We start from the raw sequence: 12501 nt of genomic DNA on the forward strand, positions 1-12501 counted from the left end.
AGTGATGGTCACCAGGCGCCCTGACGGACGAGGTGACGGCGGAGCTTGCCGGTGGGGGTGCGGGGCAGGGACGCCACCAGGCTCACGCTGCGGGGCACCTTGAAGGCGGCGAGCTGTTCGCGCGCCAGGCGCAGGAGGTCGTCCCGCAGACCGTCCGGGACGGGCGTGGCGGGGACGACGAAGGCGCGAAGCCGGCCGGCGCCGGTGCCGTCGGTGACGGTCACGACCGCGACCTCCCGCACCGCCGGATGGGTGCGCAGCACCGCCTCCACCTCCAGCGGGGAGACGGTGATCCCGCCGACCATCTCCATGTCGTCGGCGCGGCCCAGGTGCCGGTAGGCGCCGTCCGGTTCGCGCACCGCACGGTCGTGCGTGGCGAGCCAGCCGCCGACCAGGGTGCGGGCCGTCTCCTCTGGGCGGTTGAGGTAGCCGGGGGTCACCGTCGGTCCGCGCACCCACAGTTCGCCCTCGGTGCCGTCGGGGACCGGCTGGCCCGTGCGGTCGCGCAGCTCCACCTCGAAGCCGGGCACGGGACGCCCGACGGTGCCCGGATGGTTGTGCTCGAAGCCGTTGGCGCAGAAGGCGTGACCGGCCTCGGTGGAGCCGATCTGCTCCAGCACCGGCGCCCCGAGCAGCTCGGTGATCCGTCCGCCGAGCCCGTCCGGCAGCCCCTCGCCCGCCGACACCGCGGCCCGCACGGAGGCGAAGCAGGCCTCGTGCCCGCTGCCCCGGTCGGCCACCAGCGCGGCGTAGGCGGACGGCACCGAGTACAGCAGCGTCACCCGGTGCCGGGTGACCAGCGCGTCCACGGCCGCCGGTGTCGGACGCCGGTCCACCAGCACGGCGGAGGAGCCGGAGAAGAGCGGGAAGACGAACGCGTTGCCGAAGCCGTAGGCGAAGTACAGCTTCGACAGCGACAGGGTGACGTCGTCCCGGGTGATCCGCAGCAGCCGCCGCCCGATGAGGTCGTGGTACGTCTTCGGATCGCCGTGCGTGTGCACCACGCCCTTGGGACGGCCCGTCGTACCGGACGTGTACTGCACATACAGCGGTGTGTGCGCGTCGACCGGGTGGGCCGGGGCCGGTCCGGCGGAGGCGCTGAGCGCGAGGAACTGGTCGGCGCCGAGCCGCTCCCGGCCGGCGAAGCGGTCCTCCAGGCCCGGTCCCGTCACACACAGCACGGCGGCGGTGTCCGCGGCCATGAACGCCTGGTCGGCGGCGGGGAGTTCGGGGTTGACCAGGACGGCGACGGCGCCGAGCCGGGCGGTGGCGAGGAACGCCGTCACCCAGGCGATCCCGTCGGGCAGCGCCAGCACCACCCGGTCCCCGGGCCGCACCCCGTGCTCCTCGAGCACGGTCGCCGCCTTCGCCGCCAGGGCGTGCACCTGACCGTGGGTCCACACCCGGTGCCCCTGGTGGAAGGCGGGCCGGCCGGTCCAGCCCCGCCACTCGGCAAGCCCGGCGAGCTGCGTGGCGAGGTTGCCGGGCGCGTCGAAGTCGGCCGGGGCCAGGGTGCTCTGCGGAGTCGTCATCGCACCGGCTCCTCGCTCGCCGCGCGCTCCTGACGGGCGTCGGCACGGGCCGAGGCGTGCTGCCGCTGCTCACGGATCCGTTCCGCGGTGTGCAGGTGCAGGGCCCGCATCTGGGCCGCCGTCTTCAGCAGCATCTCCTCGTACTCGGCGACCGGATCGGAGTCGAGCACGATCGCGCCCCCGGCCCCCAGCTGCATCAGCCCGTCCGCGAACACGGCCGTACGGATGACGATGTTGAGATCCGCGCCCCCGCTGCACCCCAGGTAGCCGAGCGCGCCGGAGTACACGCCCCGGGCCTCCGTCTCCAGGGAGTCGATGATCTCCAGGGTGCGCGGCTTGGGCGCCCCGGTCATCGAGCCACCGGGGAAGCAGGCCCGTACGCAGTCCACCGCGTCCGTGCCCTCCCGCAGCCGTCCCTCGACCGTGGAGACCAGCTGGTGCACCGTCGCGTACGTCTCGGTGGCCATCAGCCGGGTCACCCGCACCGAGCCGGTCCGGCAGACCCGGCCCAGGTCGTTGCGGAGCAGATCGACGATCATCAGATTCTCGGCGCGGGTCTTCGCGTCCGCCGCGAGCGCGTCCCGAAGCCGGGCGTCCTCCTCGGGCCCCTCACCCCGGGGCGCGGTGCCCTTGACGGGCCGCGCCTCGGCGACCCCGTCCCGGGTGATCCGCAGGAACCGCTCGGGGGAGGAGCCGGCCACGTCCACGTCCCCGAACCGCAGGAAGGCCGCGTACGGTGCCGGGTTCACCCGCCGCAGCACCCGGTAGAAGTCGAACGCGTCCGGCGGGGCGGGTAACCGCGCGGCGTTCGTCAGGCATATCTCGTAGCTGGTGCCCTTGCGCAACTCCCGTTGGCACGCCTCGATGTCCGCGAGATACGTCGCCCGGTCCCGCACCAGCCAGGGCTCGACGGCGCCGAGGTCGGGCTCCGCGCGGGCGGGCAGCGGGGACGGTTCGGACTCGGCGGCGACGAACGACAGCTGCGCCAGCGCGCTCTCGAGCCAGTCCTCGGCCTCCCGCGCGGCCTGCGGGGTGTCCTCGGCGAGACAGACCGCGTAGGTGAACCCCTTCAGATGGTCCACCGCGACGATCCGGTCCGCGAACAGCCAGCAGGCGTCCGGCACGTCGGAGGAGTGCCGGTTCGGCGACCCGCAGTCGGCCTTCGTCTCGTAGCCGAAGTAGCCGACATAGCCCCCCGTGAAGTCGAAGGGCAGCCCGGTGCCGTCCACCCGGCGGCTCGTCAACTGCCGTCGCAGATAGTCGAAGACGCTCGCCGCCACCTTGCGCGGCGGCCGCCCGGCCCGCTCGATCTCGCACCGGCCGCTGTCGACGTCGTAACGGACGAACTCTGCCAGCGGCCCGCTGTCGTCCCCGAAGAACGAGAACCGCGCGAGCCCCTCCTCGACCAGGGCACTGTCCAGCCAGAACGCCCGCCGTGAGGCCCCGTACATCCGCGTGAAGGCCGCCTCCGCGTCGACCGCGCCGGCGATGCGCCGGGTGTGCAGACGGTACGCGGGGGTCGCGCGCCGGCGGCGGGGGATGGCCGGCGCGGACGCCCGGGAGGCGGCGTGCCGGGGACGCGGGACCGCCGGCTGGGGGATCGCCGCCGCGGCCGGGGTGACGGCGGTGTTCTTCGTACGCTGCTTACGGGCCCGTTCCGCCGTCAGATTGCGGAAGTTGACGAGCATGCGGTGGCCGTACTCGGTCAGCACCGACTCCGGATGGAACTGCACCCCCCACAGCGGCCGGCTCCGGTGCCTGAGCCCCATCAGCACACCGTCCTCCGCCCAGGCGGTGGCCTCCAGCGTTTCCGGGAGCGGCTCGTGCACGGCCAGCGAGTGGTAGCGCACCGCGGTGAAGTCCTGCGGCAGCCCCAGGAACAGGTCCCGTCCGTCGTGCCGGACCGTGGACAGATGCCCGTGCCGTGGCTGTGGGGCCGGTTCCACCCGGGCCCCTTCGCCGAGCGCCATGCCCTGGTGCCCCAGACAGACGCCGAGCACGGGGATCGGGGACTTGGCGAGCACGGCGGCACCGAGCCCGAAGTCCCGAGGTTCGGCGGGGTGCCCGGGCCCCGGCGAGATGACCACATTGTCGAATTCCGCGAGATAGCCCACCAGATCGGGAATTCTGTCGGCGACGTCGTTCAGGACCACAACCGGTTCCTCGCCGTTGACCTCGGCGAGCAGCTGGAACAGGTTGTACGTGTACGAGTCGTAATTGTCGATGAGCAGGGTCTTCACCCGCCCACCTCCCTTTTTTCGTTCCGGGCCTATGCGGTCCGTCTTTTGTGCCGTCCCCGCAGTGCCTGGAGCGGTGGATACAGCCACTTCTTGAAGAAACGCTGAAGCCGTGGCATGAGAATCCAGGTGACGAGGGCCGTCACACACAGGCACAACAGCAGTGTGCGGACGAGCGGATTGAGTCCGCCGAGATAGGGAATGACAAGCAGATTGAACAGGAGCACCGGCGGAAAAACCGCGCTCATGTTGATGAACCAGAGTTTCCATTTCGGAGGCGGGGACGGTGCCTTCGGCGCGATGGTCTGGGAGTCGAACCACACCTTGGACCCGCGTACGCTCCGGCGCTCCGCCTGTCTGGCGAAGCCAGCCGTCCGGACGTCCCACTGCGTGCGCTCGGCGGAGTCCTCCCAGGCCCGAGCCGCGCCCTCGCTGGCGAAGCGATAGACCACATGCCACTCCGCCTCTCGGTCGACAAGGACGCCACCCCCCAGGAAGCCCGGCTGCTGAGCGCTCGCGCCCAGCATCGCCCACCCCCACGAGTGGAAGTCGGCCTCTCGGCCCGGCACCACGTGGTAGGCCACGGTGACGGTGACGGGATTGCTGCTCACGACGACTGGTACGCAAGATCTCCACATGGCGTTCAATTTTCAACGACGGTTTTTTCGAGTGTCCGTATCGTGACTCTTTATCAGTCTTCGGGCGCCTTGACGTGTTGTAAGGGATCGATACTCGAGGTAACTTCCGCTGAATTATTGGAAGCGCTTGCTGAGTAACTCGTAAAAGCTGCACGATTGCCTTCCCCCGACTTTCCCTCATCTTCCCCGACCGAAGGAGAACCATGTCCAGGTACGACTGGGACATGCAGCACGAAGGAATCGACCGGGCCCGTTCCGTGATCGAGCCGGCACGAAAAGAGGTGACCGCGCACCCGATTTACCGGCGCATAAACAGTCGTGCCGACATGGCCACGTTCATGGCCCACCACGTCTTCGCGGTGTGGGACTTCATGTCCCTGCTGAAGTCGCTGCAACGCGAACTCACCTGCGTCGACGTCCCCTGGCGCCCGCGTGGTTCACAGGTCAGCCGGCGCCTCATCAACGACATCGTCCTCGTCGAGGAGAGCGACGAACTGAACGGCGGCTTCACCAGCCACTTCGAGCTCTACCGCGCCGGTATGGAGGAGGCGGGGGCCGACACGACCCGTATCGACACGTTCCTCGGCCTGGTAGGGGAGGGCCACGGCGTGCCGGCCGCCCTGCGCGGCGCCCAAGTCCCGCTCCCCGCGTCCGACTTCGTGCGCACGACCTTCGGCATCATCGAGGACCGCCCCCTGCACTGCCGGGCCGCCGCCTTCGCCTTCTCCCGCGAGGACCTGATCCCCGACATGTTCGACCAGGTCATCAAGAAGGAGGGCACGGAACGCTTCCCGCTCTTCTGCGACTACCTCGCCCGCCACATCGAGGTCGACGGCGAGGAACACACCCCCATGGCCATGCAGATGGTCGCCGACCTCTGCGGCACGGACGACACCCGCTGGGAGCAGGCCGTCGAGACGGCCATCCTCGCCCTGGAGGCCAGGTCACGCCTGTGGGACGGCATCCTGGAGGCGATGGGCTGAGCGCGGCACGCGGATGGGGGATCGGCCCAGCGCGCCGGTCTCGGCGGCTCGGGGCATCGGTCTCGGCGGCTTGCGTGTCGGTCTTGGTGGTGCGGGGCGTCGGTCTCGGCGGCTCGCGTGTCGGTCTCAATGGCTCAAGGTGCCGACCCCAGTTGCTCGCCCGCCGGCCTCGGCCGCTCGCGCGCCGGTCTCAGTGGCTCGGTGCGCAGGTCCCATCCGCTCGCGCGTCGGTCTCATCCGCTGAGGCCGTCGGTCGCAGCCGATGAGACCGCTGGTCACCGGCCTCGGCCGTTCAGCGCACCGGCCCCGGCCGTTGCCGTTGGCTTCAGCCGTTCCGTGCGCTGGCCTCGGTCGCTCGGGCCGTTGGTCTCGGCGGTAAGGCCGCTGGTCGCCGGCCGCTCAGCGCACCGTCCCCGGCCGTTGCCGTCGGCTTCAGTCGTTCCGTGCGCCGGCCTCGGTCGCTCGGGCCGTTGGTCTCGGCGGTAAGGCCGCCGGTCGCCGGCCGCTCAGCGCACCGTCCCCGGCCGCTCGCGTCGGCTTCAGCCGTTCCGTGCGCCGGTCTCAGTCGCTCGGGCTGTTGGTCTCAGCGGTAAGGCTGCCGGTCGCCGGTCGCTCAGCGCACCGTCCCCGGCCGTTGCCGTCGGCTTTGGCCGTTCAGGGCGGCGGTCTCAGTCGCTCGGGCCGCGGTCCCGCCGTTGAAGCCTGGGAGGTCAGCCCTGGGAGGTCTGCGGTTCGGACGGAGTCGGGGCCTCGCCGAATCGTGCCAGTGCCAGCGCTCCCGCCACCGCGACGAGGAACCCCAGCACCGCCAGCCAGGCGAGCCCCTCCCGTGTCCGGTCGCCGAGCCACACCACGCCCACCGTCGCCGGCCAGAGCGTCTCGCCGATGACCATGCCGGCGGTGGCCGTGGTGACCGAACCGCGCTGCAACGCCGACGTGAGCAGCAGGAAGGCGGCGCCGCCGCCGATCAGCAGGGCGTACGTCGCCGGGTTGGCGAGGAGCTTCAGCGGTGCGAGCGAGTCGATCAGCCGGACCGCCACCTCGACCACCCCGAACCCGAACCCGGCCCCCAGTCCCAGCACCAGGTCCCGCCCGCGCCCGGACCAGCGTCCGCTCAACAGCCCGAGCGTCAGCACCGCCACCGCGATCGCGAGCATCGCCCATTTCAGCGCCATGGAGCCGTGGCGGTCCCCCTCGGCGCCCGACGCCAGTCCCAGCATCGCGAGTCCGGCGCACACCACGCCGACCGCACTCCACTCCATCCGGCTCAGCCGCACGTGCAGCAGCCGTGCCGCGACCACGCCGGTCACCGCCAGGCTGGACGCGAGGGCCGCGGCGACGGCGTAGATGGGCAGCGACCGCAGCGCCACGATCTGCAGCAGGAACCCCAGCCCGTCCAGCCCGAGGCCGGCCAGATACCGCCACTGCCGCAGCGCCCGCAGCAACAGCGCGGCCTCACCGCCGCCACCGGTGGTCGCGGCCCGCGCGGCGACCGCCTGCAGCACCGTCGCCGTACCGAAACAGACCGCCGCTCCGAGCGCGCACACCATCCCAAAGATCACAAAGTGACTGTAGGGGAGAGCGCGCGGGGCGGGGGTGCCGGGGGCCGAACTCTCCCCGATCTCTAGGCTGGCGGCCGGAACGGACGCAGCAAGCGGCCGCACTCACAGTCACACCGACAGCCACACGACAGTCACATCAACGGGGAGACACGCCATGGCGGACGCACGCAGACAACTCCGGTCGGGCACGGTCGTACTCGGCGGCGTGGGCCTGCTCGCCGCCGCCCTCACCGCTTGCTCCTCCGACCCCGACAAGCGGTGCGTGGACCGTGACGCCTACAACCTCGCCAAGGGCTACAAGGTCGTCGCCGACAAGAACTGCTCCTCCACCAAGTCCTCGGCGCACGGCACCTGGTACTACGGCGGCAAGAAGAAGGGCAGCTGGGTCGACGGCGGCTCGTTCACCAGGCCCCGCAAGGCATCCGGCGGTTCGGGCGGCTCCGGCGGCCACGGCGTCTCCCGCGGCGGCTTCGGCGGCGGCAAGGGCAGCTCCGGCGGCTGAGCCGGCGCATCGGACCAGGACCCGTCACCGCCCATGGAACGCCACCGCATCACCCCGCGCCCCGACTGGCAGCGAATCGTCGAGGAACAGGGGCTCGTCTACCCGCTGACCCGCCACCCCGACGGCTCCCTGCGGCCCTACTGGGACGAGAGCGCCTACTACTCCTTCACTCTCGCCGAGGTCGAGGCCCTGGAGGAGGTCGTCGAGGAACTGCACGCGCTGTGCCTGCGCGCCGCCGACCACATCGTCACCACCGGCCGCTTCACCGACCTCGGCATCACCGACCCACGCGTCGCCCACGCGGTCGCGGAGGCCTGGCAGCGCCGGGCCGAACTCCCCTCCGTCTACGGACGGTTCGACCTCCGTTACGACGGCACGGGCCCGGCGAAACTCCTGGAGTACAACGCGGACACCCCGACCTCCCTGGTCGAGGCCGCCTCCCCCCAGTGGTTCTGGATGGAGGACCGCTTCCCCGGCGCCGACCAGTGGAACTCCCTTCACGAACGCCTGATCGCCGCCTGGCAGAAGCAGGCCGCCCTCCTCCCGCCGGGCAGCCCCCTCTACTTCGCGCACTCCTCGGACGACGAACTCGGCGAGGACCTGATGACGGTCGCCTACCTCAAGGAGACCGCCGACCAGGCCGGCCTGGACACCGACTGGATCTCCATGGAGGAGATCGGCTGGGACCCCCTCTCCGGCCGCTTCGTCGACAACCAGCTCCGGTTCATCCGCAGTTGCTTCAAGCTGTATCCCTGGGAATGGCTGACCACCGACCCCTTCTCCGGACACGTCCTCGACACCCTCGACAACGGCGGCGGCACCGGCACGACGCTGTGGATCGAGCCGGCCTGGAAGATGCTGCTGAGCAACAAGGCGCTGCTGGCGATCCTCTGGGAACTCAACCCCGGCCACCCCAACCTCCTGCCCGCCTATCTCGACGGCCCCAGGGAGCTCGCGCACACGACGGGTTACGTCGCCAAGCCCCTGCTGGGTCGCGAGGGCGCGGGGGTGACGATCCACGAGCCCGGCACCGGGGCGGTGCCGCGCGACGAGGCCTGCTGCTACCAGGAGCTGGCCCCGCTGCCCGACTTCTCCGGTAACCGTGTCGTCCTCGGCGCCTGGGTCGTCGAGGACGAGTCGGCGGGCCTCGGCATCCGGGAGTCGTCGGGGCTGATCACGGACGAGTACGCCCGCTTCCTGCCGCATGTGATCCGGTGAGGGGATCCGCGGCCGCGTGCGGTGACGGTCGTGCGTGGTGGCGCCGGCGCCGACGCAGGGCGTCTCACTCGCCGAGCACGTCCCGCAGCCGGGCCAGGCCCCAGTCCAGGTCCTCCTCGGTGATGACCAGCGGCGGCGCGATCCGGATCGTCGCGCCATGGGTGTCCTTGACCAGCACACCCTGGTCCATCAGCTTCTCGGACACCTCCCGACCGGTGCCGTGGCGCGGATGGACGTCGACGCCGGCCCACAGACCCCGTCCGCGCACCGCGGTCAGCCGGCCCGTCCCCGCCAACGCCCCCAGTTCCCGGTGCAGATGCTCGCCCAGCTCCGCCGCCCGTGCCTGGAACTCGCCCGTCCGCAGCATCGCGATCACCTCCAGCGCCACCGCACAGGCCAGCGGATTCCCGCCGAACGTCGACCCGTGTTCCCCGGGCCGGAACACCCCGAGCACCGCCGCGCTCGACACCACCGCCGACACCGGAACGATCCCGCCGCCCAGCGCCTTTCCGAGCACATACATGTCGGGCACCACGCCCTCGTGCTCGCACGCGAAGGTCCGCCCCGTCCGTCCCAGCCCCGACTGGATCTCGTCGGCGACGAACAGCACATCCCGCTCCCGCGTCAGCTCCCGTACAGCAGGCAGATATCCCGCAGGCGGCACCAGCACCCCCGCCTCGCCCTGGATCGGCTCCAGCAGCACGGCCACCGTGTTCTCCGTGACCGCCGAACGCATCGCGGTCACATCCCCGTACGGCACGATCTCGAAGCCCGGCGTGTAAGGCCCGTAGTCCGCCCGGGCCTCCGTGTCGGTCGAGAAGCTGATGAGGGTCGTCGTACGGCCGTGGAAGTTGTTGCCCGCGACGACGATCTTCGCCATCTCCGCGGGCACGCCCTTGACCCGGTAGCCCCACTTCCGGGCCGTCTTCACCGCGGTCTCCACCGCCTCGGCGCCCGTGTTCATCGGCAGCACCATCTCCATGCCGCACAGCTCTGCCAGCTGCTCGCAGAACGCGGCGAACCGATCGTGGTGGAACGCCCGCGAAGTGAGCGTCACCCGGTCCAGCTGAGCCTTCGCCGCCTCCACCAGCCGTCGGTTGCGGTGGCCGAAGTTGAGGGCCGAGTAGCCGGCCAGCAGGTCCAGATAGCGCCGCCCCTCCACATCCGTCATCCAGGCGCCGTCGGCCGAGGCGACGACCACGGGCAACGGGTGGTAGTTGTGCGCGCTGTGCGCGTCGGCGGCGGCGATGAGCGACTCCGTAGCGGTCACGGGACCTCCAGGGTGCCTAGAGGGGACGGTGGTGAGGTCGACGGCGTGGCCCCCTTCCTATCCTCGCTCGCATGGTGGACGTGGGATCTCACGTGTGCGGCACGCCCGGTAGGCTGGCCGACGGGCCGTGACTGGCGCGCTGGGATGGGACCGACCATCGGGGAGCGGCCTGCGAGTGAGCGAGTGCCGTGCGCCTGGGCCAACCGTGAACCGTGAACGCTTCAAGCCACGCCACCCGGAGGCCGACGACATGACAGAGCAGCAGCCCCTCTCCCCCGAGTCCACCGCCTTCCGCGCAGCCCTCGACGTGATCCGCGCCGTCGAGCCCGGTGTGGCCGACGCCATCGGCCAGGAGGTCGCCGACCAGCGCGAGATGCTCAAGCTGATCGCCTCCGAGAACTACGCCTCCCCGGCCACCCTGCTCGCGATGGGCAACTGGTTCAGCGACAAGTACGCCGAGGGCACCATCGGCCGCCGCTTCTACGCCGGCTGCCGCAACGTCGACACCGTGGAGTCCCTCGCCGCCGAGCACGCCAAGGCCCTCTTCGGCGCCCGGCACGCCTACGTCCAGCCGCACTCCGGCATCGACGCCAACCTCGTCGCCTTCTGGTCCGTGCTCGCCCAGCGCGTCGAGGCCCCCGCCCTGGAGAAGGCCGGCGTCCGCCAGGTCAACGACCTCAGCGAGGCCGACTGGGCCGAACTGCGGCAGGCCTTCGGCAACCAGCGCATGCTCGGCATGTCCCTGGACGCCGGTGGCCATCTGACCCACGGCTTCCGCCCGAACATCTCCGGCAAGATGTTCGACCAGCGCTCCTACGGCACCGACCCGGCCACCGGCCTGATCGACTACGAGGCGCTGCGCGCGTCCGCCCGCGACTTCAAGCCGCTGATCATCGTCGCCGGCTACTCCGCCTACCCCCGCCTCGTGAACTTCCGGATCATGCGGGAGATCGCCGACGAGGTCGGCGCGACCCTGATGGTGGACATGGCGCACTTCGCCGGTCTGGTCGCGGGCAAGGTGCTGACCGGCGACTTCGACCCGGTCCCGCACGCCCAGATCGTCACCACCACCACCCACAAGTCACTGCGCGGCCCGCGCGGCGGCATGGTGCTGTGCGACGACTCCCTCAAGGACCAGGTCGACCGCGGCTGCCCGATGGTGCTCGGCGGCCCGCTCCCGCACGTGATGGCGGCCAAGGCCGTCGCCCTCGCCGAGGCCCGGCAGCCCTCGTTCCAGGACTACGCCCAGCGCATCGTCGACAACTCCCGTGCGCTGGCGGACGGCCTGATGCGACGCGGCGCCACCCTCGTCACCGGCGGCACGGACAACCACCTCAACCTGATCGACGTCGCCGCCTCCTACGGCCTCACCGGCCGTCAGGCCGAGGCGGCGCTGCTGGAGTCCGGCATCGTCACCAACCGCAACGCCATCCCCGCCGACCCGAACGGCGCCTGGTACACCTCCGGCATCCGCATCGGCACCCCCGCCCTGACCACCCGCGGACTGGGCACCGCCGAGATGGACGAGGTCGCGGGCCTCATCGACCGCGTCCTGACCACGGCGGAGCCCGGCACCACCAAGTCGGGCGCGCCGTCCAAGGCCCAGCACGTCCTCGACCCGAAGATCGCGGACGAGATCTCGCACCGCGCGACCGACCTCGTGGCCGGCTTCCCCCTGTACCCGGAGATCGACCTGGGCTGAGCGCGCCCCTCGCGCGACGCACGCTCTTGAGTTGTCAAGGACCGGCGACTCCCGGAGATCGGCTCTCACAGGTCGGCCTTCACAGATCGATGAGTTCCTGTCGTGGTTCCTCCCGCGGCGGCCCCGCATCTCGCCGGGCCGCCGCGCGGCGTATCAGCACGGTGCCGCCCGCCCCGACGACGATCCCCACGGCCACTCCCGGAACCGCCCACCGGACACCGTCCCGGCCGGACTGCGCCCGAGCGGCCCCCCGCCCGGCCGCGTTGTCGGCACCCCCGTCGTCACCGCGCCCCGCCCCGCCCAACCCGCTGAGCACCCTCTCCTGCTTCAGCCGGACGAACACCGAGCGCGGTGCCCGATGCCAGCGGATGTCGTCGTCCTGGACGTCCGGCGCGGGATCGCTGCGTATCCAGGGCGTGCCGTCCGGCGCCACGAACAGCTGGTCCTGCCGCTCGACGGCCACGTCATCACCCGGCGCCCGGTTGGTCTGCGGCCAGCCTCCGACCCCCGTCAGCCCCCAGATCACCGTGAAGTCCACCGGCGGATAGCGGTCCTCGTTCCAGCTCGCCGGCACTCGCTCCGTCCCCTCGTACGTCGGCCGCAGCAGCTCCCGCAGCCGGGCGAAGGCCGGCTCAGGGGACCGCAGCACCACCGTCCGCCCGGTGCCACCCGCGACGATCATCGCCAGATCCGGGACGTCCCGGCCCGGAGCCCGCGGTGACGCCTGGGCGTCCTCCGACGGCCGCGGCACCGAGGAGTCACCGTCGTGCCCCGAAGCCGCGGCCCGGCCGGTCATCCCCACCCCCGACACGACCGCCAACGCTCCCGCCACGGCCGCCAGTTCACGAACCAGACCC

General features: G+C 71.4%; 10 protein-coding genes and 1 riboswitch. Of the genes, 4 read left to right on the forward strand and 6 right to left on the reverse strand.

Annotation, left to right across the window (positions count from 1 at the left end):
• Positions 1 to 8: 8 nt before the first annotated feature.
• Genes ACWCQ1_RS31295 through ACWCQ1_RS31305 form a run of 3 tightly spaced genes read right to left on the reverse strand, consistent with a single transcriptional unit; the run spans position 9 to position 4407 of the window.
• Positions 9 to 1532 (reverse strand): benzoate-CoA ligase family protein, encoded by a 1524-nt coding sequence (locus ACWCQ1_RS31295; RefSeq protein WP_451027880.1) that lies wholly within the window; start codon positions 1530 to 1532, stop codon positions 9 to 11.
• The gene (gene pabB, locus ACWCQ1_RS31300; RefSeq protein WP_451027881.1) at positions 1529 to 3772 is read right to left on the reverse strand and encodes an aminodeoxychorismate synthase component I; all 2244 of its coding nucleotides are present in this window, start codon (positions 3770 to 3772) and stop codon (positions 1529 to 1531) included. The genes ACWCQ1_RS31295 and pabB overlap by 4 nt, the downstream gene beginning before the upstream one ends.
• A 29-nt stretch (positions 3773 to 3801) precedes the next feature.
• The gene (locus ACWCQ1_RS31305; RefSeq protein ID WP_358593352.1) at positions 3802 to 4407 is read right to left on the reverse strand and encodes an antibiotic biosynthesis monooxygenase; all 606 of its coding nucleotides are present in this window, start codon (positions 4405 to 4407) and stop codon (positions 3802 to 3804) included.
• Between the two features lie 203 nt (positions 4408 to 4610).
• Here ACWCQ1_RS31305 and ACWCQ1_RS31310 point away from each other — a divergent pair, with 203 nt between their 5' ends.
• Entirely contained in the window at positions 4611 to 5390 is a 780-nt protein-coding gene (locus ACWCQ1_RS31310; protein WP_358593286.1) for a DUF3050 domain-containing protein, read from the forward strand.
• A gap of 710 nt (positions 5391 to 6100) precedes the next feature.
• Here ACWCQ1_RS31310 and ACWCQ1_RS31315 read toward each other — a convergent pair.
• On the reverse strand, positions 6101 to 6940 hold the full coding sequence (locus ACWCQ1_RS31315; protein WP_451027918.1) for a DMT family transporter: 840 nt from the start codon (positions 6938 to 6940) through the stop codon (positions 6101 to 6103).
• 166 nt (positions 6941 to 7106) lie between these two features.
• Here ACWCQ1_RS31315 and ACWCQ1_RS31320 point away from each other — a divergent pair, with 166 nt between their 5' ends.
• Positions 7107 to 7454, forward strand: a complete 348-nt coding sequence (locus tag ACWCQ1_RS31320) for a hypothetical protein (protein ID WP_451027882.1) — start codon at positions 7107 to 7109, stop codon at positions 7452 to 7454.
• Between the two features lie 33 nt (positions 7455 to 7487).
• Entirely contained in the window at positions 7488 to 8672 is a 1185-nt protein-coding gene (locus tag ACWCQ1_RS31325; RefSeq protein WP_451027883.1) for a glutathionylspermidine synthase family protein, read from the forward strand.
• Positions 8673 to 8736: 64 nt separating this feature from the next.
• Here ACWCQ1_RS31325 and rocD read toward each other — a convergent pair whose 3' ends face one another.
• Entirely contained in the window at positions 8737 to 9942 is a 1206-nt protein-coding gene (gene rocD / locus ACWCQ1_RS31330) for an ornithine--oxo-acid transaminase (protein ID WP_133043150.1), read from the reverse strand.
• A 117-nt stretch (positions 9943 to 10059) separates the two neighbouring features.
• A riboswitch (ZMP/ZTP riboswitch) is annotated at positions 10060 to 10149 on the forward strand.
• A 43-nt stretch (positions 10150 to 10192) separates the two neighbouring features.
• Here rocD and ACWCQ1_RS31335 point away from each other — a divergent pair.
• Complete coding sequence (locus ACWCQ1_RS31335) at positions 10193 to 11644, forward strand: glycine hydroxymethyltransferase (RefSeq protein ID WP_451027884.1); 1452 nt, start codon at positions 10193 to 10195, stop codon at positions 11642 to 11644.
• 79 nt (positions 11645 to 11723) lie between these two features.
• Here ACWCQ1_RS31335 and ACWCQ1_RS31340 read toward each other — a convergent pair whose 3' ends face one another.
• Positions 11724 to 12476, reverse strand: coding sequence for a hypothetical protein (locus ACWCQ1_RS31340; RefSeq protein WP_451027885.1), 753 nt, complete (start codon positions 12474 to 12476; stop codon positions 11724 to 11726).
• Positions 12477 to 12501: the final 25 nt, after the last annotated feature.

Source organism: Streptomyces sp. NPDC002144 (assembly GCF_053593695.1).

Bases quoted from the DNA above. Each gene is read 5' to 3' on its own strand.
- ACWCQ1_RS31295 (WP_451027880.1), bottom strand. From the start codon at position 1,532: ATGACGACTCCGCAGAGCACCCTGGCCCCGGCCGACTTCGACGCGCCC.
- ACWCQ1_RS31305 (WP_358593352.1), bottom strand. From the start codon at position 4,407: ATGTGGAGATCTTGCGTACCAGTCGTCGTGAGCAGCAATCCCGTCACC.
- ACWCQ1_RS31310 (WP_358593286.1), top strand. From the start codon at position 4,611: ATGTCCAGGTACGACTGGGACATGCAGCACGAAGGAATCGACCGGGCC.
- ACWCQ1_RS31315 (WP_451027918.1), bottom strand. From the start codon at position 6,940: ATGGTGTGCGCGCTCGGAGCGGCGGTCTGTTTCGGTACGGCGACGGTG.
- ACWCQ1_RS31320 (WP_451027882.1), top strand. From the start codon at position 7,107: ATGGCGGACGCACGCAGACAACTCCGGTCGGGCACGGTCGTACTCGGC.
- ACWCQ1_RS31325 (WP_451027883.1), top strand. From the start codon at position 7,488: ATGGAACGCCACCGCATCACCCCGCGCCCCGACTGGCAGCGAATCGTC.
- ACWCQ1_RS31335 (WP_451027884.1), top strand. From the start codon at position 10,193: ATGACAGAGCAGCAGCCCCTCTCCCCCGAGTCCACCGCCTTCCGCGCA.